Annotated in this window: 19 protein-coding genes and 2 pseudogenes; 11 read left to right on the plus strand and 10 right to left on the minus strand. The window is 71.8% G+C overall.

Features of this window, described 5'->3' with window-relative positions; translation table 11 throughout:
• The first annotated feature begins 59 nt into the window (after positions 1 to 59).
• A complete protein-coding gene (locus GKS42_RS07425) occupies positions 60 to 1,802 on the plus strand; it encodes a DEAD/DEAH box helicase (protein ID WP_232848072.1) in 1,743 nt (580 codons plus the stop codon).
• 188 nt (positions 1,803 to 1,990) lie between these two features.
• On the opposite strand, the gene GKS42_RS07430 is transcribed toward GKS42_RS07425, so the two are convergent.
• Complete coding sequence (locus tag GKS42_RS07430; RefSeq protein ID WP_154793265.1) at positions 1,991 to 3,319, minus strand: nicotinate phosphoribosyltransferase; 1,329 nt, start codon at positions 3,317 to 3,319, stop codon at positions 1,991 to 1,993.
• 74 nt (positions 3,320 to 3,393) lie between these two features.
• On the opposite strand from GKS42_RS07430, the gene clpS reads away from it, so the two are divergent.
• The 5 genes and pseudogenes from clpS (at position 3,394) to GKS42_RS07455 (ending at position 8,748) form a co-directional block, all read left to right on the plus strand.
• Positions 3,394 to 3,702, plus strand: coding sequence for an ATP-dependent Clp protease adapter ClpS (gene clpS, locus GKS42_RS07435; RefSeq protein ID WP_154793266.1), 309 nt, complete (start codon positions 3,394 to 3,396; stop codon positions 3,700 to 3,702).
• 4 nt (positions 3,703 to 3,706) lie between these two features.
• Positions 3,707 to 4,309: a DUF2017 domain-containing protein gene (locus GKS42_RS07440; protein ID WP_154793267.1), complete on the plus strand. Its 603-nt coding sequence runs from the start codon at positions 3,707 to 3,709 to the stop codon at positions 4,307 to 4,309.
• A gap of 39 nt (positions 4,310 to 4,348) precedes the next feature.
• A pseudogene (murI, locus tag GKS42_RS07445) lies at positions 4,349 to 5,134 on the plus strand (glutamate racemase); the annotation flags it as partial.
• 64 nt (positions 5,135 to 5,198) lie between these two features.
• Complete coding sequence (locus GKS42_RS07450) at positions 5,199 to 5,972, plus strand: MBL fold metallo-hydrolase (RefSeq protein ID WP_154793268.1); 774 nt, start codon at positions 5,199 to 5,201, stop codon at positions 5,970 to 5,972.
• A 67-nt stretch (positions 5,973 to 6,039) separates the two neighbouring features.
• The gene (locus tag GKS42_RS07455) at positions 6,040 to 8,748 is read left to right on the plus strand and encodes a phosphoenolpyruvate carboxylase (RefSeq protein ID WP_154793269.1); all 2,709 of its coding nucleotides are present in this window, start codon (positions 6,040 to 6,042) and stop codon (positions 8,746 to 8,748) included.
• On the opposite strand, the gene GKS42_RS07460 is transcribed toward GKS42_RS07455, so the two are convergent.
• Positions 8,749 to 9,729, minus strand: a complete 981-nt coding sequence (locus GKS42_RS07460; protein WP_154793270.1) for an MsnO8 family LLM class oxidoreductase — start codon at positions 9,727 to 9,729, stop codon at positions 8,749 to 8,751.
• 79 nt (positions 9,730 to 9,808) lie between these two features.
• On the opposite strand from GKS42_RS07460, the gene rph reads away from it, so the two are divergent.
• From rph to GKS42_RS07480, 4 genes are all read left to right on the plus strand, one after another.
• On the plus strand, positions 9,809 to 10,591 hold the full coding sequence (gene rph, locus GKS42_RS07465) for a ribonuclease PH (protein ID WP_154793271.1): 783 nt from the start codon (positions 9,809 to 9,811) through the stop codon (positions 10,589 to 10,591).
• On the plus strand, positions 10,588 to 11,244 hold the full coding sequence (gene rdgB / locus GKS42_RS07470; protein ID WP_154793272.1) for an RdgB/HAM1 family non-canonical purine NTP pyrophosphatase: 657 nt from the start codon (positions 10,588 to 10,590) through the stop codon (positions 11,242 to 11,244). The genes rph and rdgB overlap by 4 nt, the downstream gene beginning before the upstream one ends.
• 1,084 nt (positions 11,245 to 12,328) lie before the next feature.
• Positions 12,329 to 12,532 (plus strand): hypothetical protein, encoded by a 204-nt coding sequence (locus GKS42_RS07475; protein ID WP_154793273.1) that lies wholly within the window; start codon positions 12,329 to 12,331, stop codon positions 12,530 to 12,532.
• A gap of 40 nt (positions 12,533 to 12,572) precedes the next feature.
• Positions 12,573 to 14,057 carry a mannitol dehydrogenase family protein gene (locus GKS42_RS07480; RefSeq protein ID WP_154793274.1) on the plus strand — a complete coding sequence of 495 codons (1,485 nt, stop codon included), beginning with the start codon at positions 12,573 to 12,575 and terminating at the stop codon, positions 14,055 to 14,057.
• Positions 14,058 to 14,089: 32 nt separating this feature from the next.
• On the opposite strand, the gene GKS42_RS07485 is transcribed toward GKS42_RS07480, so the two are convergent.
• Positions 14,090 to 15,049: a sugar-binding transcriptional regulator gene (locus tag GKS42_RS07485; protein ID WP_154793275.1), complete on the minus strand. Its 960-nt coding sequence runs from the start codon at positions 15,047 to 15,049 to the stop codon at positions 14,090 to 14,092.
• Positions 15,050 to 15,105: 56 nt separating this feature from the next.
• Between GKS42_RS07485 and GKS42_RS07490 the strand changes: the two are divergent.
• Positions 15,106 to 15,381: pseudogene (locus tag GKS42_RS07490) on the plus strand (carbohydrate ABC transporter permease); the annotation flags it as partial.
• Positions 15,382 to 15,441: 60 nt separating this feature from the next.
• Here the strand turns inward: GKS42_RS07490 and GKS42_RS07495 are convergent.
• The 7 genes from GKS42_RS07495 to GKS42_RS07525 form a co-directional block, all read right to left on the minus strand.
• Positions 15,442 to 17,124 (minus strand): alpha-amylase family protein, encoded by a 1,683-nt coding sequence (locus tag GKS42_RS07495; RefSeq protein WP_154793276.1) that lies wholly within the window; start codon positions 17,122 to 17,124, stop codon positions 15,442 to 15,444.
• Positions 17,121 to 18,092 carry a TIGR03885 family FMN-dependent LLM class oxidoreductase gene (locus GKS42_RS07500; protein ID WP_154793277.1) on the minus strand — a complete coding sequence of 324 codons (972 nt, stop codon included), beginning with the start codon at positions 18,090 to 18,092 and terminating at the stop codon, positions 17,121 to 17,123. The genes GKS42_RS07495 and GKS42_RS07500 overlap by 4 nt, the downstream gene beginning before the upstream one ends.
• Before the next feature lie 90 nt (positions 18,093 to 18,182).
• On the minus strand, positions 18,183 to 18,662 hold the full coding sequence (locus GKS42_RS07505) for a GNAT family N-acetyltransferase (RefSeq protein ID WP_210769330.1): 480 nt from the start codon (positions 18,660 to 18,662) through the stop codon (positions 18,183 to 18,185).
• On the minus strand, positions 18,659 to 21,601 hold the full coding sequence (locus GKS42_RS07510) for a family 78 glycoside hydrolase catalytic domain (protein ID WP_154793278.1): 2,943 nt from the start codon (positions 21,599 to 21,601) through the stop codon (positions 18,659 to 18,661). Before GKS42_RS07510 ends, GKS42_RS07505 begins: the two co-directional genes overlap by 4 nt.
• Positions 21,602 to 21,683: 82 nt before the next feature.
• Positions 21,684 to 22,163 carry a GNAT family N-acetyltransferase gene (locus GKS42_RS07515; protein ID WP_232847969.1) on the minus strand — a complete coding sequence of 160 codons (480 nt, stop codon included), beginning with the start codon at positions 22,161 to 22,163 and terminating at the stop codon, positions 21,684 to 21,686.
• Complete coding sequence (locus GKS42_RS07520) at positions 22,160 to 22,549, minus strand: DUF3054 domain-containing protein (RefSeq protein WP_154793279.1); 390 nt, start codon at positions 22,547 to 22,549, stop codon at positions 22,160 to 22,162. The genes GKS42_RS07515 and GKS42_RS07520 overlap by 4 nt, the downstream gene beginning before the upstream one ends.
• 1 nt (position 22,550) lies before the next feature.
• Positions 22,551 to 23,090, minus strand: coding sequence for an NUDIX hydrolase family protein (locus GKS42_RS07525; protein ID WP_154793280.1), 540 nt, complete (start codon positions 23,088 to 23,090; stop codon positions 22,551 to 22,553).
• Between the last annotated feature and the right edge of the window lie 104 nt (positions 23,091 to 23,194).

A 23,194-nucleotide genomic window follows, 5' to 3' on the forward strand; every position in this document is an offset into this window, starting at 1 on the left:
CGCGCGCCCATCCGGCGCGCCCGGACCACGCCGTCGGGTCGACGGCCGCCGCGTCGCACCTGCCCCCGGCCTACCCGGCGCGCGCGCCCTGGGGCACCGCGTCCCGGCTGCGCGCCTGGCAGGCGGCGGCCCTGGAGTCCTACCTGGAGCGTCAGCCCCGGGACTTCCTCGCGGTGGCGACGCCCGGCGCCGGGAAGACCACGTTCGCCCTGCGGGTGGCCACCGAACTGCTCGAGCAGCGCGTGGTGCGGCGGATCACTGTGGTCGCGCCGACGGAGCACCTGAAGACCCAGTGGGCCGACGCCGCCGGGCGTGTCGGCATCAGGATCGACCCGAACTTCAAGAACGCGCAGGGCCGGCATGGGGCGGCCTACGACGGCGTCGCGCTCACCTACGCGCAGGTCGCCGCGAACCCCAACCTGCACCGTGCCCGCACCGAGGCCGCGCCCACGCTGGTGATTCTCGACGAGGTGCACCACGGCGGCGACGCCCTCTCCTGGGGAGATGCGATCAGGGAGGCGTTCGAGCCGGCCACCCGCCGGCTGTCCCTGACCGGGACCCCGTTCCGGTCCGACACGGCGAAGATCCCGTTCATCACCTACGCCCCGGACGCGCACGGCATCCGGCGCTCCCAGGCGGACCACTCCTACGGCTACGGGGATGCCCTGCGTGACGGGGTGGTGCGGCCGGTCATCTTCCTGTCCTACTCGGGGCAGATGCGCTGGCGCACGAAGGCCGGCGATGAGGTCAGCGCCCGCCTCGGTGAGCCACTCACGAAGGACATGATCAACCAGGCCTGGCGGACCGCGCTGGACGAGAAGGGCGAGTGGATCCCGTCCGTGCTCGCGGCCGCGGACAAGCGCCTGTCCGAGGTGCGGCGCGGGGTTCCGGACGCGGGCGGTCTGGTGATCGCCACCGACCAGACCAAGGCCCGCGCGTACGCCGGTCACCTGCGCCGGATCACCGGCGAGTCGCCCGTGGTGGTGCTCTCCGACGACGAGGGCGCCTCCAAGCGGATCGAGGAGTACGGCGCCGGCGAGCAACGCTGGATGGTCGCGGTGCGAATGGTCTCCGAGGGCGTGGACGTGCCGCGCCTGGCCGTCGGGGTCTACGCGACCTCCACCGCCACCCCGCTGTTCTTCGCCCAGGCGGTCGGCAGGTTCGTCCGGGCCCGCAAGCGCGGCGAGACCGCCTCGATCTTCCTGCCGTCCGTACCGAACCTGCTCGGCCTGGCGAACGAGCTCGAGACCGAACGCGACCATGCCCTCGACCGCCCCAAGACGGCCGAGGAGGAGGGCGACTTCTACAACCCCGAGGACGCGCTGGTCGCGGCTGCGAACCGGTCCGAGTCGGCGTCCGACGAGATGATGCTGCCTGGCTTCGAGGCGCTCGAGGCGCAGGCCTCCTTCGACAAGGTGCTCTTCGACGGCGGCGAGTTCGGCACCGGCGGCGAGCTCGGCTCGGACGAGGAGCAGGACTTCCTCGGCATCCCCGGACTGCTCGACGCCGATCAGGTCGCCACGCTGCTGCGCACCCGGCAGGCCGAGCACGTCGCGGCCCGCAAGAGGCGCACCCCGGCCGCCGAGGCACCTCAGGTGGACGACCACCGGGCCGTGGCCGAGCTGCGCAAGGAGCTGAACTCGCTCGTCAAGGCCTGGGCCCGGCGCAGCGGCACCCCGCACGGCGTGGTGCACACCCGGCTGCGTGAGCACAGCGGCGGGGGAGAGGTCGCCACCGCCTCCGCCGACCACCTGCGGTCGCGGATCTCCCAGGTGCGGCGCTGGTTCGTCGGGCAGAAGTAGCCCGCACGGCAGGCCCCACCCGGCGCTGACTCACCCGGCGGGTCAGGTCGGACGTCGTGAGGCAGTGCGTCGCGCCTGAGTAAGTGCGGTGCATGGGTCTGGCTCGGGCGGAAGGGTCTGGGTCACGGCGAGAGGTTCTGGCTCGGGCGAGCGGGCCTGGGTCACGGCGCGCCTCGGCGCCGGTGGCGTCAGATCGTGACGTGCGTCGTGGGCACCGCCGGGTCGCCCTTGGACAGGCGGCGGGCCGACGGCGCCAGTTCCGCCCGGGAGGCGGCGTGCCGGGCCGCGGCGCGTCGGACGCCCTCGGCGCCGGTGTAGGAGGCCTCGACCACGCCGTCGCGAACCAGCGGCACGTGCAGGGGCCGCAGGTCATCGTCCTCGGGGACCCAATCGCCCTGCGCTCCGGCCACCACGAGTTCCTCGCTGGCCCGGCCCGCGGCGTCGAGGCGCCGGGCGGCGCTCTTGCGCCCGCCGACGCTGGTCTTGGAGCTGGAGGCCTTCTCGACCGGCTCCATCCGACCGGTACCGCCCTCCCGGAGCACCAGCTTGTAGACCATGCCGCACGTGGGCGCACCGGAGCCGGTCACCACGGAGGTGCCGACGCCGTAGGAGTCCACCGGCGCCACCGCGAGTGAGGCGATGGCGTACTCGTCCAGGTCGGAGGACACCACGATCTTCGTGCCGGCCGCGCCGAGGGAGTCCAGCTGCTCGCGCACCTCCCGGGCCACGACGCCAAGGTCGCCGGAGTCCAGGCGCACCGAGTCCAGTCCGGTCCCGGCGGCCTCGATGGCGCGGCGCACGCCCTCGGCGATGTCATAGGTGTCCACCAGCAGGGTCGTGTCCGGGCCGTAGGAGGCCACCTGCGCGGCGAACGCGCCCGCCTCGTCGTCGTGCAGGAGGGTGAACGAGTGGGCCGCGGTGCCGATGGTGGGCAGGTCGTACCGGCGCCCGGCCTCGAGGTTGGAGGTGCCGGTGAACCCGGCGACGATCGCGGCACGGGCAGCGGCCACGGCCGCCCACTCGTGCGCCCGCCGGCCGCCCATCTCCAGGCACGGCCGGCTGCCCGCCGCACTGGTCATCCTCGACGCCGCCGAGGCGACCGCCGAGTCGTAGTTCAGGATCGACAGCGCGACCGTCTCGAGGATGACGCCCTCCGCGAACGAGGACTCCACCACCAGCAACGGGGAGCCCGGGAAGAACACCTCGCCCTCGGCATAGCCGTAGATGTCCCCGGTGAACCGGTAGTTCGCGAGGAAGTCCAGGGTCTCGGCGTTCACGACGTCGCCGCTGCGCAGGTAGTCGAGCTCGTCGTCGCCGAACCGGAACGCCGTGATCGCCTCGAGCAGGCGTCCGGTGCCGGAGACCACGCCGTACCGGCGACCGTTGGGCAGGCGTCGGGTGAACAGTTCGAAGACGGACCGCCGGGACGCGGTGCCGTCGGCCAGCGCGGCCTGCACCATCGTCAGCTCGTACCGGTCGGTCAGCAGCGCGGTGCTCGCCGCGGAGGCTCCAGACATGCGTCATACCGTAACGGTGCGCAGGGGCGTGCGCGCGTGGCATCGCGGCGCGGCGATGCGCCTACGCTGGGGGCATGGTCCTCGCCACCCAACTCCCGGTCGCCACCCCGGAGGCGGACATCGAGGAGGGCATCCGCCCGGCCCACGACCGACCGTGGCGCACCGTCGTCTGGAACGACCCGGTGAACCTGATGAGCTACGTCGCGTACGTGTTCCGCTCCTACTTCGGGTTCTCCGCCGAGAAGGCCAACCGGCTCATGCTCCAGGTCCACAACGAGGGTCGCAGCGCCGTCTCCTCGGGCACCCGCGAGCAGATGGAGGTGGACGTGCAGGCGATGCACTCCTACGGCCTCTGGGCCACCCTCTCCCAGGACGGTGACTGAGCCGATGCGAGCCTTCTCCTTCCGCCGCGGCGAATACGTGGCCGAGCTCGACGCGCACGAGCGGACGATCATCTCCAGGGTGATCGCGGACACCTCCCAGCTGCTCGGGGTCCCGCTCGGCCACCCCGACGAGGCGAGCGACCCCGAGGAGGCGAGCTCCGCCGTCGGGCCCTCGATGACGTGGTCCGCGGACGACGTGAGCGCACCCGCCGACCCGGCGCTGGCGCGCCTGCTGCCGTCGGCGAGCAAGGAGGACGACGGCGTCGCTGACGAGTTCCGTCGGCTCACCGAGGCGGACCTCAGGTCGGCGAAGGCCGACCGCCTGCGGATGGTCTTCGACGAGCTGCGCCGGCCGGGCACGAAGATCCACGTGCCGACCGAGCGCGCGATGGACTGGGCGGCGGCGCTGACGGACGTGCGGCTCGTGCTGGCCGAACGGCTCGAGATCCGCTCCGACTCCGACGCCGAGGAGGTGTACCGGCTGAGCACGATGGGCGCCGAGCCGGGCGAGGACGAGATCCGTGAGGCACTCGCTCTGCTCTACTCGGCGCTGACCTGGCTGCAGGAGTCGCTGCTGCAGGTGATGCTGCCCACACTCCCCGATTGAATCGGTTCGCCGTCGCCGCACCGGGCTACCCTCAATCGCGTGAATGACGCGTCCATCGGGATCTTCGACTCTGGCGTCGGCGGCCTCACAGTGGCACGAGCCGTCATCGACCAGTTGCCGAACGAGTCGACCCTCTACATCGGTGACACGGCGAACGGCCCGTACGGTCCGCTGCCGATCGCCCAGGTGCGTGCGCACGCCCTGACGATCATGGACGATCTGGTCCGATCCGGGGTCAAGATGCTCGTCATCGCGTGCAACTCCGCCTCCGCCGCGGTGCTGCGTGACGCCCGGGAACGGTACACGATCGGCATGGGCGTCCCGGTCGTCGAGGTCATCGCACCGGCCGTGCGTCGCGCCGTGGCGACCAGCCGCACCGGCCGGGTCGGCGTCATCGGCACCCGCGCCACCGTCGACTCGCGCGCCTACGAGGACGCGTTCGCGGCCGCACCCCACCTGAACCTGGTCACCGCCGCGGCGCCGCGGTTCGTGGAGTTCGTCGAACGAGGCATCACCTCGGGACCGGAACTGCTCGAGGCGGCCCGCGACTACCTCGCCCCGGTCACCGCCGCGGACGTGGACACGCTCGTGCTCGGCTGCACCCACTACCCGCTGCTCACCGGCGTGATCCAATACGTCGTCGGCGACGGCGTGACGCTCGTCTCGAGCGCCGAGGAGACCGCGAAGGACGTCTACCGCGAGCTCGTCGCGCACGACCTCGAACGCACCGCCGCCAGCCCGCCGGAGCACCGGTTCCTGGCGACCGGTGACCCGCGCGGCTTCACCCGCCTGGCCCGCCGGTTCCTCGGCCCCGAGGTGGGCGCCGAGAGCGCCGCCGAGGTCACCGGGGAGATCCCCGGATCGTGGTGGCCGACGAGGAGGCCACCTCATGAGGCTCACCGTCATCGGCTCGTCCGGGTCCGTCTCGGGGCCGGACTCGGCGTCCTCCTGCTACCTGGTCGAGGCCGATCACGACGGACGCACCTGGCGGGTGCTCCTGGACCTCGGCTCCGGCGCGTTCGGGCAGCTCCTGCGCCACGGGGACCCGGCGACCCTCGACGGTGTGCTGCTGTCCCACCTGCACGCCGACCACGTCGTCGACACCGCCGCCCTGCACGTGTACCTGAAGTACGGACCCGGCGCCCCGCACCCCCGCGTGGACATCCACGGGCCGGAGGGCACCCAGGCCCGGCTGGCCCAGATCTGCGGGGACTCCGACACTCCCGACGACCAGTTCCGGGTGTTCACCTGGGACCCGGCCGCCCCCGTGCGGATCGGCCCGCTCAGCATCGCCGCGTTCGTGGTGCGGCACCCCACCCCCGCCTACGCGATGCGGATCTCCGGTCCCGCCGAGAACGGTGACGGCACCAGGGTGATCACCTACACCGGGGACACCGACGCGTGCGCCGGGGTGGCCGAGGCCGCCGAGGGCGCCGACCTCCTGCTCAGCGAGGCCGCGTTCGAGGAGGGCCGGGACACGGTCCGCGGCATCCACCTGACCGGTCGGCGGGCCGGGGAGCTCGCCCGTGGGGCGGGCGCGCGCCGGCTCGTGCTGACCCATCTCCCGCCGTGGACCTCCCCGGCCACCGTGCACGCGGAGGCGCTCACGGCGTACTCCGGGCCGGTGGACCTGGCCGAGCCGGGCGCCGTCTGGAAGCTCTGAGGCGGGCCCGGGCTCGCTCGGTGAGACGCCCGACGGCGAAGGGCCGCCCCGTAGGTACGCTCGAGCCATGAATTCCTCGAGTGAGGCATCCTCGACCACTCCGCAGACCCCCGCCACCGGCATCGCGTCCGGTTCGCGCACGGGTGCTCGGCAGGACATGCCGGACGCCCTGCGTCACGACGTGCGGCTGCTCGGCGAACTGCTCGGCATCATCCTCACCGAGAGCGGCGGGCCGGACCTGCTCGCCGACGTCGAGCGGCTGCGCGAGCTCACCATCGCCGCCTACTCCGGCTCGGACACCGGTGCGTTCGACGACGCAGAGGCTCTCGTGGAGACGTTCACCCTGGAGCGTGCGGAGGAGGTCGCCCGGGCCTTCACGTGCTACTTCCACCTCGTGAACCTCTCCGAGGAGTACCACCGGGTGCGCACGCTGCGCTCGCGGGACACCGCCGCGAAGGCGCCCGCACGCGCACCGGAGGAGACCCTCGAGTCCGCACTGGCGTTCCTGGTGGACCAGGTCGGCGCGGACGAAGCCCGCCGCCGGGTCTCGGAACTGGAGTTCCGCCCCGTCCTGACCGCGCACCCGACCGAGGCCCGGCGCCGCGCGGTCGCCGCGTCGATCCGCCGCATCACCGACCTGATCGGTGAGCGGGACGACCCCCGCCGGGGACCGCACGCACTCGAGGAGAACCGTCGCAACCTGCTCTCCGAGATCGACACGCTCTGGCGGACCTCCCCGCTGCGCACCGAGAAGCCGACCCCCCTGGACGAGGTCCGCACCGCCATGGGCGTGTTCGACGAGACCTTGTTCACGACGCTCCCGAAGGTCTACCGGGAGTTGGACGTGCTGCTCGACTCCGATCCGGACGGCCGCAAGATCCCGGTCGCGCCCGCGTTCGTGCGGCTCGGCAGCTGGATCGGGGCGGACCGGGACGGCAACCCGAACGTCACCGCGTCGGTCACCCGGGCCGCCGCGGCCATCGCCGCCGAGCACGTACTTGTCGGGCTCGAGCGGGTGGCCCAGCGCGTCGGGCGCAGCCTCACCCTGGACGGCGGCACCACGCCCGCCTCGGCGGACCTCGAGGCGCTCTGGAGCCGGCAGCGCCGGCTCGCCGGCGAACTGACGGCGGACATCGCCGTCCGGTCCCCGAACGAGCCGCACCGGCAGGTGATGCTGGTGATCGCCGAGCGCATCGACGCGACCCGCCGTCGGGACGCGGACCTGGCCTACACCGGACCCGAGGAACTGCTCACGGACCTGCGGGTGGTGCAGGCCTCCCTCGCCGGCGGGGGAGACGAGCGCAAGGCCTACGGCGAGGTGCAGCACCTGATCTGGCAGGTGGAGACGTTCGGGTTCCACCTCGCCGAGCTCGAGGTCCGGCAGCACTCGAAGGTGCACGCAGCCACGCTCGCCGAGATCGACGCCGGGACTCCGCTGGGGGAGATGAGCGAGGAGGTGCTGGAGACGCTGCGCTCGGTCGCATCCATCCAGCGCCGCTACGGGCAGCTCGCCGCCCGCCGCTACATCGTCTCCTTCACCACCAGCGCACAGGACCTCGCGAACGTGTACCGGCTCGCCGAGGAGGCCCTCGGGTCACCCGAGGAGGCGCCGGTCCTCGACGTCATCCCGCTGTTCGAGACGTTCGCGGACCTGCAGGCCGCGCCCGGTGTGCTCGACGAGATGCTGAGCCTGCCGCAGGTGCAGACCCGCCTGGCCGCCACCGGGCGCCGCGTCGAGGTCATGCTCGGCTACTCCGACTCCTCCAAGGACGTCGGCCCGGTCGCGGCCACGCTTGCCCTCTACGAGGCGCAGAGCCGCATCGCCGCGTGGGCCGAGGCCAACGACATCCGGCTCACCCTCTTCCACGGCCGCGGCGGTGCGCTCGGCCGCGGCGGCGGCCCCGCGAACCGGGCCGTGCTGGCCCAGCCGCCGGGGTCGGTGGACGGCCGGTTCAAGTTGACCGAGCAGGGTGAGGTCATCTTCGCCCGCTACGGCAACCCGGTGATCGCGGCCCGGCACATCGAGCAGGTCGTCGCCGCGACGCTGCTCCAGGGCACTCCGGCGATCGCGGACCGCAACGCCGGCGCCGCCCGGGACTTCGCGGACGTCGCGGCCCGCATGGACTCGGCCTCCCGCGAGCGCTTCTTCGAGCTGATCAAGGCGGACGGGTTCCCCGCCTGGTTCGCGCAGGTGACCCCGCAGGAGGAGGTCGGCTGGCTGCCCCTGGGTTCGCGGCCGGCCCGCCGCGGGCTCAGCGTGGAGTCGCTCGAGGACCTGCGGGCCATCCCGTGGGTGTTCGCATGGACGCAGGCCCGGATCAACCTGACCGGCTGGTTCGGTCTCGGCACCGCGCTCGCGGCCGTCGGGGACACGGGCGTGCTCCGGGACGCCTACGCCCGGTGGCCCCTCTTCGCCACCATGATCGACAACGTCGAGATGTCCCTGGCCAAGACCGACGAGCGGATCGCCCGTCGCTACCTCGCCCTGGGCGACCGCGACGACCTCGCCGAGCTGGTGCTCGACGAGATGGCCCTGACCCGCCAGTGGATCGTGGACATCACCGGTCAGGACCGGCTGCTCGCCGGGCACCGGGTGCTCGGCCGGGCCGTGCAGCTGCGCAGCCCCTACGTGGACGCCCTGTCCCTGATCCAACTGCGTGCCCTGCGGGCGCTGCGCTCCACGGACGGCTCCGACCAGGCCACCGACGCCCAGCTCCGGCGCGTCATGATGCTGTCCGTGAACGGAGTGGCCGCCGGCCTGCAGAACACCGGCTGATCAGGCCGCGAGTTCCGCCAGGGCGGCGTCCGCCGCGGCCAGCGCGTCGTGGTCGAACGTGGAGGTCGACGCCAGCACCTCGGCGGCGCCGGTGCGCCGGACCAACTCGCCGAGTTCGGCGCGCACCTGCGCCGGGGTGCCGTGCACCGCCTGGGCGAGCTGACGCCCGACGGCGGAGCGCACCCTCTCGGGGAGGGCGTCCGCCTCCGCGGTGCGCACCGCGCGCAACGGGCCGAACGAGCCGGTGGTCCGCGACTCGGCGAGCGCCACCGCCTCGGGCAACAGCAACTCTCGGGCCCGCTCGGCGGTCCCGGCGATCATCACCTCGAGGCTGATCGTCACCCGCGGCTGCGGCCAGGCGGGACTCGGTCGGTAGGTGCTGCGGTACTCGGCGAGCGCACGCAGGTCGCCGAACAGGACCGGACCACCCACCACCACCGGCAGGCCGAGCCCGGCGGCGACGCCGAGGCCGGCTCCGGTCGCCAGCACGTGGATGCCCGGTGGCGCCGGGAGCGGAGGCATGGCGGTGACCGGGCCGGTGCCGTGCAGGAAGGCATGCACCGCGGTCAGGTCCCGGGCGAAGTCCTCCGGGGAGTAGCCCTCGACGCCGAGCGCGGTCCGGACCGGCTTCGTGAATCCGAGCGAGCGGCCCAGCCCGACGTCGATCCGGCCCGGGAACAGAGCCTCGAGCATGAGCGCCTGTTCGGCCACCTGCAGCGGCCGGTGGTTCGGCAGCATCACGCCGCCCGAGCCCACCCGGATGGACCGGGTCGCCGCGGCGACCGCGGCCATCAGCGTCGGCGGATGCCCGCTCGCGATGCCGGGCACGCTGTGGTGCTCGGCGACCCAGATCCGGTGGAAGCCGAGGGCTTCGGCCCGCTGCGCCCGGCGCACCGTTGCGGCGAGCGCGTACCCGGGCTCCTCGCCGACCCGGGTTCGGGAGCGGTCGAGCATGGAGATCGGGAGCAGTTCGGACGTCATCACCCATGCCAACCCGGCGCGGCGCGACACCATTCCGGGCGGTGCGGACCGAGTGCCCCGCTGGCTTAGGCTCGTGTCCATGACTGATGTGACCCGCGCGGATGGCCGACGACCCGACGAACTGCGCCCGGTGCGCTTCCACCGCGGCTGGTCCGACCAGGCCGAGGGGTCGGTGCTCGTGGAGTTCGGTGGCACCCGGGTGCTGTGCACGGCGTCCTTCACCGAGGGTGTGCCGCGCTGGCGCAAGGGTTCCGGGCAGGGCTGGGTCACCGCCGAGTACTCGATGCTGCCCCGGTCCACGAACTCCCGCTCGGACCGGGAGTCGGTCAAGGGCCGCATCGGCGGCCGCACCCATGAGATCTCCCGGCTGATCGGCCGCTCCCTGCGCGCGGTCATCGACGTGTCCGCGCTCGGTGAGAACACCATCGTGCTCGACTGCGACGTGCTCCAGGCCGACGGTGGTACCCGCACGGCGGCGATCACCGGCGCGTACGTCGCGCTCGCCGACGCGATCGCCTGGGGCCGGGAGAACGGGGCCGTCGCCAAGAAGGCGACGGTCCTGACCGATTCCATCGCCGCCGTCAGCGTCGGTATCATCGAGGGCACCCCGATGCTCGACCTGCCCTACAGCGAGGACGTGCGCGCCGAGACCGACATGAACGTCGTCGTGACCGGGTCGGGCTCGTTCGTCGAGGTGCAGGGCACCGCCGAGGGCGTCCCGTTCGACCGGGCCGAGCTGAACGCGCTCCTCGACCTCGCCGTCGCCGGCACCGCGCGACTGACCGAACTGCAGGCCGAGGCGCTCAAGGTGCCGCTCGCCCGGCGCCCGGCGCCGGGTCCCCTCGGCGCGCTGGCACAGTGAACAGCACGCCCGACGGCGGCCCTTCCGTCCCGCAGGCCGGTGCGCCCCGGCTCGTGCTCGCCACCCACAACGCCCACAAGGTGGGCGAGCTCCGGGCGATCCTCGCCGGGCTGACGCCGCTCGCGCCCGAGCAGGTCGTCGGAGCCGCGCAGACCGGCGCGTCCGAGCCGGTCGAGGACGGCGTGACCTTCGCCGAGAACGCGCTGATCAAGGCACGTGCCCTGGCCGCACACACCGGCCTGGTGGCCGTCGCCGACGACTCCGGCCTCGCCGTCGACGTGCTCGGCGGCGCGCCCGGGATCTTCTCGGCGCGCTGGGCCGGCCGACACGGCGATGATCGGGCGAACCTGGACCTGCTCCTGGCCCAGCTCGGGGACGTGCCCGCCCAGCACCGGGCCGCGGGCTTCGTCTGCGCGGCCGCACTGGTCACCCCGGACGGGCATGAGCACGTCGAGCTGGGGGAGTTGCGGGGCACGCTGCTCACCGCCCCACGCGGGGAGGGCGGCTTCGGCTACGACCCGATCCTGCAGCCCGACGGCGAGACCCGCTCGTGCGCGGAGCTCACCGCCGCGGAGAAGAACGCGATCTCGCACCGGGGCCGTGCGTTCCGTGCGTTGGCTCCGCACATCGCGCAGGCGCTCGCCAGAACCTGAGGCACCGGCCCGGCCCCGCTCGATCTGCGACGAGTGGTCGCCGCGCGAGGTCGGTCGTGCGAGTCCTGAACGAGCCCCACGACCTGGGCGTGGCGAATACGCTGCGGCGGGAACGGCGCAGACAGCGTGCCGGTCACAACCAGGGAGGGTTGATGCCGGTAGGCGCATGGGAGCGAGTGGACCAGCTGGCCAGAGTTGGCCATACCGCTCTTCTGATCATGCTCGCAGTAGGGGGAGTCCTGATCCTCGCGGAGGCTCTGCACAACCTTCCTGCTGCCCTCACGGTCGCCCGAGGCGAGGGCGTCGCGGGTGTCTTCACGACCAAAGCCGTGGACTGCACGCCGAGTGGTCGCGGCGGAGAACTCTGCGCCATCTCTCGGTGTGGGGGACCAGGTGCATCTGGTCGACGGTGGCGAGCTCCTCGGTGCGATCCTGCTGTTCGTGATCGGTCCATTGCTATCGGCGGCGGCGGTCGGGTACCTCGTTTACGAGCATCGCCACCGAGGTGGAGGCGGTCGGCACAGTCGGCGTCGCGGTGACCCCCGGGAGTCGTGATGGTGGCCGCGGAGGAGATCATCGGCTGGCGTGTTGAGGCAGCGACGTGGCCCTGGCGGGTCGCGATGTCAGTGGACGCCCTTGTCCAGATCGTCACCGGAAGTCTGCCGTCGGGTGGTCTCGCCGGTGCGTGGGCAGCTGAGGCGGAGGACTCGAACGACTACATCGACGGAGTCGAGGTGGCAGTGCGAGGACAGGCGCCATGGCTCTCGCCGTTGGCCGGGTGGAGTCCAGTCGAGTGTTCCGTCGAGCAAGCATGGATCAACTACATGGACGGGTCGGAACACAGGCGGATGCTTCCCCTGAACGAGCTCACCTTGACGGACGCACGGCCCCGCATCCGCTCCTCTCGGCCGAAGTTCGCCACGGCGCCCTGGGAGTTGCACGTCACCGGCACGTCGTCGAACCTGGTGTTCCGGGGTCGTTGGCTCGGCCTGGCTGTCATCGGAACGCTTGCGGGTTGGCCCGAACCGCCGACGCGGTGACGCCGGATCCGCCCGCCGCCACCGACGCGCACAAGAGGTGAGGCATGACGCATCGACCGCTGATCGTGGCTGGAGTGCTGGTGGCCACGCTGGTGCTGTCATCCTGCAGCGGTCCTGCCATTCCGGATCGCGAGCCGAACGCGACCGGCGTGGTGTCCGTGGCGGGCGCAAGCCCGAAGGTGGTGGATGCACAGCCCGAGGGCTTCGAGGACGCGCGCTCATTTGTGATGGCGTCGTCGCTCACCTGATATCGTCGGCTCAACGTACGTCGGACGAAGGAAGCCAACGATGACTCTGCTCAAGGATGAGACCGTTCAGAGTCTCGGTGGATCCGTTGCGGTGCCAGGCTACGACCGGTCCGCGCTGACCGCTGGGATCGTGCACATCGGTGTCGGCGGCTTCCACCGGGCGCATCAGGCGATGTATCTCGACCGGCTGATGCGCGAGGGGAAGGCGTTCGACTGGGCGATCTGTGGGCTCGGTCTGCTGCCCGGGGACGTGCGGATGCGGGACGCGCTGAAGGCCCAGGACGGCCTGTACACCCTCGTCCTCAAGCACGCCGACGGCACGATCGAGCCGACCGTGATCGGCTCCATCGTCGACTACCTGTACGGACCCGACGACCCTGAGGCTGCCATCGAGAAGATGGCGGACCCGCAGGTGCGGATCGTCTCCCTCACGGTCACCGAGGGCGGCTACAACGTCAACCCGGTGACGGGCGAGTTCGACCTGGGCAATGCCCAGGTCCAGGCGGACCTGGTCGACGGCGCCGTGCCCAGCACGTCCTTCGCGTACGTGACCGAGGCGCTGCGCCGGCGTCGGGACCGCGGCACGCCTGCGTTCACCGTGATGAGCTGTGACAACATCCAGGGCAACGGCGAGGTGGCGCACAAGATGTTCGTCGCGTTCGCCCGGGTAAAGGACGCCGAGCTGGCCGACTGGATCGAGGCAGAAGTGCCGTTCCCGAACTCCATGGTCGACCGCATCACCCCGGTCACCACCGACGACGACCGCGCCTTGGTCGCCGAGAGGTTCGGCATCTCCGACGGCTGGCCGGTGGTGTGTGAGCCGTTCGCCCAATGGGTGCTGGAGGAGAAGTTCGCCGGCGGCCGCCCGCCGTACGAGGACGTCGGCGTGCAGGTGGTCGAGGACGTGATGCCGTACGAGCTGATGAAGTTGCGCCTGCTGAACGCCAGCCACCAGGCGGTCGCCTACTTCGGATACCTGGCCGGTTACCGGCTCGTCCACGACGCGTGCCAGGACCCGCTGTTCTCAGCGTTCCTGCTCGCCTACATGGACCGGGAGGGGACTCCGACGCTGCGGCCGGTGCCGGGCGTGGACCTCACCGACTACAAGCACACTCTGATCGAGCGGTTCTCCAACCCCAACGTCCGCGACACGCTCGCCCGGCTGTGCGCCGAGTCCTCCGACCGGATCCCGAAGTGGCTCGTCCCGGTGATCCGGGAGAACCTCGCCGCCGGTGGCGAGGTGCGGCTCTCGGCCGCGATCGTGGCCAGCTGGGCCCGCTACGCCGAAGGCGTCGACGAAGCAGGGGAGCCGATCGAGGTCGTGGACCGGCTCGCCGAGCGGCTCACCGCCGTCGCGCGGACACAGGCCGAGGATGATCTGGCGTTCATCCGCGACCGGGACCTGTTCGGTGACATCGTCGACGACGAACGGTTCGTCGGACCGTACCGCTCGGCCCTGGCCTCGCTGCACCGCGACGGGGCCCGGGTGACCCTCGAGAACCTGGACGACACTGAACTCGACTGAGCGGCACCGCGAGAGTTCCGGCGTTGGCCCGGTCAGTCGACCGATGCCGCCGCGGACTCGTCGCGCAGGATCTCGGTCAGGGCAGCGGCCGCGGCCGGATCGAGCACGAGCGTGGAGCCGATCCCGCCGCGGATGGCTGCGCGCACGGCCCGGGCGGCGGCTGCGCCGTGGGCGCTGATGATGACCTCGGGGGCGCGGCGCAGCTGGTCCAGGCCGACGCCCACGATCCGCCTGTTCAGCGGCGTCGGCACGAGTTGGCCGTTGACGTCGATCAGGTGACCCGAGCACTCGCCGACCGCGCCCGCGGCGGCGGCGTCGGCGATATCGGACTTGCTCACGTTCGAGTACACGGTCGATGACTCCGACGACCAGCCCCCGACGGCGACGACGGCTATGTCGAGCTGGTCCGCACGCTCCAGGGCACGGGCGATCTGGGGTTGTGCGCGCAGGCCGGTGGCCGTGGCCTCGTCCTGGACGACGAGCGGGGCCCAGATCGGCCAGGTGCGCACGCCCGGAAGGCTCTTGAAGCGCTGGATCATCTCGAGCGAGTTGCCGCTGCCCTCCACCGGCTGGGCGCCGACGAGTTGCACCACGTCGCACGGCGGTAGCTGGTCGATGTGCGCGGCGGCGAGCTCGATGGTCCGGGACCAGGAGACGCCGATCGTCATCTGCGGTTCGGCCCGATCCACGAGCGTGCGGGCAACCGCACGGGCCAGGGCGTCCCGTGGCGATGTGCCGGAGCCGCCGGATGAGACGATCACCTCACGCACGCCGAGGGCCCGCGCCAGGGCGCTTCCGGTGGAGTTGTCCAGATGGGCCGGGGTGGAGATCTCGATCCGCACGATGCCCAGATCGCGTGCCAGGTTCAGCATCCGCGCCACCTGGAAGCGGGACAGCCCGCGCTCCTTGGCGATCTCCACCTTGGAGCGGCCGTCCAGGTAGAAGTCCACGCTGACCTCGCGCAGCAGCTCAGGATCGTCGACGTCGGGCACGAGAGCCTCCTCGGTGGCTTTCAGATGAGCGAGCGCGCTTGCTCATCTGAGTGTATCGGACGGTGCTGATGCCGATGGTGGCGCCAGGCCTGGCGGCGACGGCGCTGATCTGCGTCATCTTCGCCTGGAACGAGTTCTTCTTCGCGCTGAACCTGACGGCATCTCGGGCGGCCACCGTGCCGATCTTCATCACCTCGACGATGACCAGTGAGGGTCCGTTCCTGGCGCAGCTCTCCGCGGCGTCGCTGCCGGCCTCGTTGCCGGTGGTCATCGCCGGCTGGGTGGCGCAGAAGCAGCTGGTCCGAGGCCGGTCAATGGGCGCGATCAGGTGACGCTAACGCTGGTGCCCGGCCGCGTGGACGCTGACCGCGGCGACTGCCTGCCCCCAGGCACTAGGGCCCCATCAGTCCCTCGCCCCCGATCCGGTACCACCGGTAGTCGTAGCCGCCCAGCGCGACCTCGAGCGTGCCGACACCCCGTGAGACCCCGTCGCGCGCCAGCAGGTCGACGATCTGGTCCGGCTCGTCGAGGTGGGGCAGCGGCACCTCGACCGTGACCGGATCGGGCCCGAGGTTGTGGATCGCCACCACGGCCGAGCCCTGCAGGGCGCAGCGGTGGGCCAACACCTGAGGAGCATCGGTGGTGAGCACCGAGAACTCACCCCAGCCCAGCTCGAGGCAGGTACGTCGCACGGCGATCAGCTCCCGCATGAAGGTCCACATGGATTCGGGGTCGTGGCGCTGGTCGCGGACGTTGACGTGGTCCGGCCCGTACCCGTCGCGCACCACGGCCTGGATCAGCCGGCCGGGCGACGCGGCCGAGAACCCGCCGTTTCGCCCGTCGGTCCACTGCATGGGAGAACGTACGGCCATGCGTCCCTCGGCGGCGAGGTCCTCACCCATCCCGATCTCCTCGCCGTAGTAGATCGTGGGTGTGCCCGGGAGGGAGAACATCAGGCTGTAGGCCATCCTGAGCCGGCGTGGGTCACCGGCCAGCATCGTCGGCAGCCGGCGCTTGAGACCGCGTCCGTAGAGCTGCATCTGCGGTTCGGGGCCAAAGGCTGCGAACACCTCCTGGCGCTCCTTGTCGGTCAGCTTGTCCAGGGTGAGCTCGTCGTGGTTGCGCAGGAAGTTGGCCCACTGGCAGGTGGGATGGATGAGTGGCCGATCCTCGAGGGCCGTGGCCAGTGGCGTCGCATCCCCCCGGGCGAGGGAAAGGTACAGGGCCTGCATGGCGATGAAGTCGAACATCATGGTCACCTCGTCGCCGGCGTCGCCGCCGAAGTACTCCACCTGCTCCGCACGGGGGACATTGACCTCCCCGAGCATCATCGACGAGCCCTTACGACGGGTCAGGAACGCACGGATCTCCCTCAGGATCTGGTGTGGGTCGTCCGGGACCGCTGGCTCCTTGGCGTTGGCGCTGAGCGTCTCGGCGTCCTTGATGAAGAACGGGACCGCATCGACCCGGAAGCCATCGATGCCGAGCTCCAGCCAGAACCCGATGACTCGCAGGATCTCCTCGCGCACCAGCGGGTTGGCCACGTTCAGATCCGGTTGGTGCCGGTAGAAGTGGTGGAGGTACCACGACTCGGTCTTCTCCTCGCGTTCCCAGATGGACTCCTCCTGGTCGGGGAAGACGACCTCGCCGCTCGTGTCCGGTGGCTCCGTGTCCCGCCAGACGTAGTAGTCCCGATACTGGCTGTTCCTGCTCCGCCGGGCCGACCGGAACCAGGGGTGCTGGTCCGAGGTGTGGTTGATGATGAGATCGGCGATGACTCGCATCCCGCGATCGTGCGCAGTCCGCACCACCTCCACGAGTTGGCCATGGTTGCCGAGCCGTGGGTCCACGCCGTAGAAGTCCGTGATGTCATAGCCGTCATCGCGGTCCGGGCTGGGGTAGAAGGGCATGAGCCACAGGCAGTTGATCCCGAGCTGTGCCAAGTAGTCGATCCGTTGCGCGAGGCCAGTCAGGTCCCCCGTCCCGTCACCGTTGGAGTCCAGGAAGGTCTCCACGTCGAGGCAGTAGATCACCGAGCTCTTCCACCACAGGTCGCTCGTCCGGGTGGTTCTCATCGCTGTCCTCCGTCGCTCACCGCGGGCAGGACCTGGTCGCCGAATGCGTCCAGGAACGCATCCTGGGCCTGGCCCACGTGGTGCAGGTAGATGTCGTCGAACCCGAGGTCGGCATACTCACCGATCCAGGCGCGGTGCCGTCCCAGATCCGCCGACGCCCGCACCGTCTCCGTGACCGAGTCCGGTGGGACCCGCTCGGAGAACGCGTCGAAAGCCTCGGTGGTCGCGGTGTCAGCCGGCGCGGGAGGGGCGAACACGTTGCTTCGCCACTGGTCGTGTGCCAGCGCCAAGGCCTCCTGTTCGGTGGGTGCCCAGGACAGATGCAACTGGAGTGCCAGCCGTCCGGGCCCGCCGGCGCCGCGGTATGCCGCGACCACCTCACGCAGGGTGTCGACCGGCTGGACCACGGTCACCAGGCCGTCGGCCCAGGCGGCGACCCGCGCGGCAGAGACTGCCGAGATCGCCGGAGCGAGCAGATCTGGTGGCTCCTCGGGCAGGTCCCAGAGTCGGGCTCGATCGACCCGGACCGGCCCGTCCCTGCTGACCTCCTCGCCGGCCAACAGGGAGCGGATGATCGCCACGCTCTCCTCGAGCCGCTGCACCCGAACCTCCTTACGCGGCCAGTGCTCGCCGGTGATGTGTTCGTTCAAAGCCTCGCCGGTACCCAGTGCGACCCAGAACCGGTGGGGGAACATCTGGGCGAGGGTCGCCACTTGGTGGGCCAGCACGGCCGGGTGATAACGCGACCCGGGAATGGCGAGACTGCCGATCGGGAACCTGGTCAGCGCGAGCGCGGCTCCCAGCCAGGTCCACGTGTTGCCAGAGTGGCCCTGGCGGGAGCTCCAGGGCGCGATGTGGTCGGAACACATGGCCATCTCGAATCCGACGCGTTCGGCGTGCTGCACATCTCGGAGCAACTGCCGCGGCGAGGCCTGCTCGTGGCTTGCATGGAACCCGATGCGTGTCATGAGGCAACCGAAACCCCGATCGGGGCCCTCCGCAACAGCAGGTCGACGGTGCCGATGACGGCGCGCCACCCGGCCCGGCGGTCCTGGGGGTCAGTTCAGCCGGCGCAGCCCGAGATCGAACCGCATCCGGGGCAGTCGGCGGCCGGGGATCGAACCGCTCGCGGTGTGGCCGACTCTTGTCGCGCCTGCGTGCGCGTAGAAGGCTTCCGCGCCCGGGTCGGCCTCCAGCCCGAGTGAGTCGAAGCCGACCTCCGCGGCCGCGGCCAGGGCATGTCGGAGCAGTGCTCCACCGACCCCGGTGCCGATCCGCACCGGGTCCACGAAGAGCGCCGCGAGCTCGCCGTCGGGTGGTTCACCGTGGATGCGATAGAAGCCCACGAGGCGGTCATCCGGCCCGGCAGCGACCACGAGGCCGCCGGCTCGGATCTGCGCCTCGGTGTAGGTGCGTTCGGCCCGGCAGGTCTCCAGGAACGCTTCGTCGTAGCCCCAGTGTGCCTTGGACCGCAGAGCCAGCTCGGACAGGAGGTCGGTCTCGCCGGCTCGCGCAGGACGGATCCGTATCTCGCTCACGGCAACGGCTCCCCGAGCCGCACACTCGTCGTGAACCCGTACGGCTCGCGGACGGTGACCTCGACCCCGGTCGGGGCGGCAACCTGCAGGTCCAGGGCTGCGCCGTCGCGGGCCCAGGCGACCTCCACCCGGCCACCACCCGCCAGCGGGACCGCACCGCGGGCCCAGTCGAGATCGCCCGGGTGCGGCGCGATCTCGACCCGGGTTCCGCCGTCGAGCAGGCGTATCCCGAGCACCACGGCAGGAAGGAACGACGCGGGCGCGGCCGACCACGCGTGGCAGTGGCTGCGCGTGGGCCACTGGCGGTCCGGGGCGGGGAACATCTCCCAGCAGGTCACCGCCCCGGCGCGGATCATCGCGCCGTAGTCGCGGCGCAGATCGGCCAGCGCCACGTCCGCACGGCCCGCGGCCTCGAGCACGTCATAGCGGAAGATCGACATCCACGGGCTGCCGATCTGCACCAGGCCCGACGGCGGGTCGACCACGAGCGCGCGGGTGCGCTCGCGCTGTGGCTCGCTGCCGACGCCAGCCAGGTGGGCGAACATCTGGGTCTGCACGCTGATGACCTCCGACCTGGCGCCGTCGGCGTGGATGGCGTCGATGAACGCCTCCCGCTCCGGCGACCACAGGTGGGTGGCGATCGCAGTACGCAGCGTCTCGGCCCGCGCCCGCAGGGCCCCGGCCAGTTCGGCGCGCTCGCCCGCCCCGGCCAGATCGGCCAGGTCGGCCGCGGCGTCCAGGGCCATCACGAACAGCGCGTTCTGGTGGGTCACGATCCCGGCGTTCGGCTGGTCCATCGGCGCCCAATCGAGCAGGTTCCAGGCCTCGATGGACAGCAGGCCGTTCGCGTCGAGGTGCTCGGCGAACGCGTCCAGGGCCTCCACCGCCTCCGGCAGCAGGTCCGCGGCGAAGGCCGTGTCACCCGTGCGCCGAGCGTGCTCCTCGCAGGCGAGCACCCAGAAGAACGTCCACGCCGGGATCACGTTCGTCCAGCCGGACGGCACCTGGGAGCCCAGCAGCGGGGTCTGCCCCTTGGACCCGGGCACCAGCCGCAACGAGCGCTCGATCAGCGGTGCCACGTCGAAAAGCGAGGACGCGAACCGGGCGCTGGAGTAGGTGTCGCCGACCCAGAACGCCTGCTCGTAGACGGGGCAGTCGACGAACGTGTCCTCCATGCAGGCGATCACGGTGCGCCGGGACATCTCCCAGATCTCGGTGAGCAGGCCGTCGCTCGAGGCGAACTCGCCGGCCTGGTCCGCTTGGCCGATGGGGTAGTGGGAGTTGCGTACGGCGACCTCGTGCAGCACCACCGGGCCCCGCAGGGCCGGGTCGCGCCGGACCACGAGCTGCAGGTAGCGCAGCCCACGGCGCACCGGGGACTCGTAGCGTTGCCGCCCGGCCCGGGTGCGGTAGCGCAGCGTGTTGTCCATCGCCGTGGTCTCCTGGCGGCGCTCGCCATCGATGTACTCGAAGCCGTAGACGTCCACGACCGTCCCGGCCGGGGCGTCCAGGTCCACGATCACGAACCCGGACGCCTCGATGCCGAGGTCGAGCACGATCGAGAGGTCGCCGCCGTCGGGCAGGACCACCGGCTCGCCACGGGTCAGCCCGGTGACGTTCGCGGTGAGCGGGTGCTGTTCGCGTGGGTGCACGACCTGCCCGTAGACGCTGGAGTTCGCCACGAGCGCCGCCGGGACGGTGGCCGCTGGCAGGGGAGCGGCGCCGGCGTCCCTTGACGCGGTGAGCGCGACGACGGCGGAGCGCACCTGCGGCGTCGGCGTCACCTCCGGACGGGTCGGGTGGGCCAGCGGCCGGTCGAAGGCGGGGTTCGGGTCGCCGATCGGGCCGAGCGCGACGAACGGGGTGGGCGCGTTCGCCTCCCACGGGTGGGTCAGGTCCGCACCGTCGAGGAGCAGCGGCAGCGGGTAGCCATGGTCGTACATGCTGACGTCGAGGGCGAGCCAGTGTGTGCCGGGGTCCAGCTCGAGGTCGAGGGTGCGCAGGTCGGCGGGCCCGGGCGCCAGCTCGTTGATGTCCCAGTGGCGCCCGTCGACGGCGATGCCGCGGACCCGGGGGAGCGTGGTGGTCAGCGGCAGGCCGAGGCTGACCCGGCGGGCGGGACCCTGCTCGGCGACCCTGAGCGCGGTGAGCAGGTAGCCGCCGTACGTGCTCGGGTTCGCGTGGCCGGGCGAGGTGGGGTCGAACGTCGCCCGGGCGTCCACCGTCCAGCTCGCCGGCCACGGGCGGACCCGCTCGACGGAGCGCACCGATACGGGGGCGACGACCTCCTCCTGCAGCGGCGGGACGGGCCGGGGCACCAGAGTGGTCCACGGCCCCTCGCCGGGTGCCGCGACCTCCGTGGCGGGCGCCCACCCGGCCTCGGGGCCCTTCGGGTAGGTGCCCTCGAAGGCGTCGCCGCCGTCGGTCCAGTCCGGCTGCCAGGCGCCGTCGACGTCCTCGGTGAACGCCAGCTGCGGGCTGATCCGGGGCGCTCGCGGATCGTGGCCCCCGTGCGTGGCGACCTCCCACTTCGAGTCCGTGCCGACGATCCCCCAGCCGAGATCGAGCTCGGCGAGCAGGCCGCCGCGCCCGGGCAGCGACTGGAACGTGGCGACCCCGTGGTGGGCGACCAGCACGGCGACCGTGTTCCACTTGTACTCGCGCAGGTGCCACCAGATGTCCCAGGTGTCCACCGGCCACCGGTCGCCGAACGCCCGCACCGGCCCGCGCCCGATCCGCTTGCCGTTGACGAACACGACGTACCGGGTGTCCGCGGTGATCCGCAGCAGCGCGGTACCACCCTTGTCGGCGGCGAACCGGCGCCGGAAGCAGCGCCACGCGTTCCGGGGCGCAGGCTCGCCGTCGTCCCAGATCCAGCGGGTGGCGCCCTGCCACGTCGCGCTCGTGTCGGACTCGGACGGTGCCGGTATCGAAGTCACGGCAGGATCCTCGCACAGCCCCCACGTCGCCCCGTGCGAGGATCCACGGCAGGTTCAGCCACGGTCGAACACGGCGCCGGCGCTACCTTCCGGGCGGCTCCGCGGCCAACTCGAACCGCATGCGGGGCAGCCGGCGGCCCGGGATGGAACCGCTCGCGGTGCTGCCGACCGTCGTCGCACCGGCGTGGGCGTAGAAGGCCTCGGCCCCCGGATCGGCGTCCAGACCAAGGGTCCGGAACCCCGCCTCCCGGGCGGTGTCCAGCGCGTGCCGCAGCAGAGTGCCGCCGAGCCCGGTGCCGATCCGGTCCGGTTCCACGAACAGGGCGTCGAGTTCTCCGGCGGGCGGGTCGCCGTGGATCCGGTAGAGACCGAGCGGCACGTCGTCGTCGTCGACGGCGACCATCAGTCCCCAGGCGGCGGTCTGTGCCTCGGTGTAGGTGAGCTCGGCGCGGCACATCTCGAGGAAGTCCTCGTCGTAGCCCCAGTGCGCCTTGGAGCGCAGCGCGAGCGCGGACAGGGCCGCCGCCTCGCCCGGGATCGCCCGCCGGATCCGCACGGTCACCTCGCGGCGCGCCTTCCGAACAGCCCTGCGACGGCGCGCCAGCCGATCAGGAAGACGGCCAGGACCCCCGCGGCCACGAGCGGGAAGCCCCCGGACCGGCCGCCGCCGGTCAGGGCGCGCAGGCCGAGGCCGACGGCCACCGTCACCGCCCAGACGATCACCCCGGTCGGCCACGGCCGCAGCGGTGAACGCCACGCCCGGGCGATCGCCCAGCCCAGGATCAGGGCGACGCCGAACGGCCACGCGGTGCCGAGCAGGCCGGCGAACACGCCGTCGTCGTGGTGGGTGCGGCGCCCGGCGAGGGTGAACACGAGCACGGCGACCACGTCGACGACGGCAGCGACGACGACCGTGCGAGGCGACGCCGTCGCCCGGCTTGGGCGCACGTCAGATCAGGCGACCGGTCGTGGCCAGCGCGGTGCGCACCAGCGCGCCGTGCCCGGAGACCATCTCCGCCTGCACCATCGGCGAGACGACCTCCTCGGGAGAGAACCAGCCGATGTCGAGCGCGTCCTGCTGGGGCTGGCAGTCGCCGTCGATCGGGACGATGTAGGCGAGCGAGACCGCGTGCTGGCGGGGGTCGTGGTAGGCGGTGATGCCCGGCGTGGGGAAGTACTCGGCGACCGTGAACGGCACCAGCGAGACCGGCAGCCGCGGCAGCGCCATCGGGCCGAGATCCTTGTCCAGGTGCCGGGCCAGGGCGTCCCGGACCAGCTCGTGGTACATCACCCGGCCCGATACCAGGGCCCGGGAGATGCCGCCCTCGCGCGGGGTGCGCAGCAGCAGCGCCACCTGCTGGATCACGCCGTCGGCGTCCACGCGGACCGGGATCGCGTCCACGTACAGGATCGGCATCCGCCGACGCACGGTGGCGAGGTCCTCGGGGGAGAACCAACCGCCGAAGTCTTCTGTCGAGATATCACTCACCCTTGAGTTCTACCCGCTGAGCGCCGTGAGTGCTAACCCGGCACGCACCCGCGCCGCGGCGAAACAGGCCGCGAGCGGATTGTCGGCGCTGCCGGATAGCGTGT

Source organism: Occultella kanbiaonis (assembly GCF_009708215.1).
GTDB classification, from domain to species: Bacteria; Actinomycetota; Actinomycetes; order Actinomycetales; family Beutenbergiaceae; genus Occultella; species Occultella kanbiaonis.